The sequence below is a fragment of the Thalassobacterium maritimum genome (assembly GCF_031127805.1).
Lineage (GTDB): Bacteria > Verrucomicrobiota > Verrucomicrobiia > Opitutales > Coraliomargaritaceae > Thalassobacterium > Thalassobacterium maritimum.
In genome coordinates, this window is the sequence record NZ_JARXHW010000181.1 from 1 (window position 1) to 788 (window position 788).

At 40.4% G+C, this 788-nt stretch carries 1 protein-coding gene; it reads left to right on the forward strand.

Annotated elements, in window-relative coordinates; genetic code table 11:
- Positions 1-193: 193 nt before the first annotated feature.
- Positions 194-634 carry a hypothetical protein gene (locus tag QEH52_RS19930; RefSeq protein ID WP_308952718.1) on the forward strand — a complete coding sequence of 147 codons (441 nt, stop codon included), beginning with the start codon at positions 194-196 and terminating at the stop codon, positions 632-634.
- The last annotated feature ends 154 nt before the right edge of the window (positions 635-788 follow it).

Sequence of the window (788 nt, forward strand, 5' to 3'; positions counted from 1 at the left end):
CACTTGTGCTTCTCTAGTGATTGATTTGTTATTCAGGTCTTTCACAATGGACTTTCACCATATAAGGTTATCAACATGCCGGGCATACCCAGTCGACGCAGACAACCAGATAACCCGCCCTTAAAACTCTAAAAAGCAACTGGACGATTGACCATTCGGGCTGGTTGTCTGGTCTCCACCGTTCACAAATAGAATGAAGCACCTGATATTAATAGCTCTAGCCCTCAGTCTAGCCATCGTTGCTTCGGCGAATTCAACAAATGAGAAGTATAAACAAAGAACAGAGGAAACATTTAAGCTGAGGTCGGAAGTAGGCTTAGAGCAATACAAAGCTCTATATTATCGCTTACTGGATAAGCAATTTTCTGATCTACAAAAAAGCGAATCACAAAGTCTCTACATTATTAATGAATTGCGAATACGAAGAGATGCCGCCTCAAAATACGAAGATCGCCATCCAGAAACTCAATACGAAATAGGTAGCATGTCCGAATTAGATGAATCTACCTCACGCTTGGAACAGGAAATTGTAAAGTTATACGATTCACTAAATCAGAGGAATTATGCTCGAACAGCAGAACTCTTTGAACTCATGAATCTTGAAGTTGAGAGCAACAAAGGATCGAACAAATAAAAGCGTGAACCAGTCGGCATATGACAATGTATTTCGCTCGCGCTCATACATGCATAGCCTCTACGATCTACAAAAATGGACGAAGAACAGAAAAAGAAAGAATTTAATAAATTTTGGCTTACCCCTGGAGTCGTCGCGTTTGGATTAATAGTCA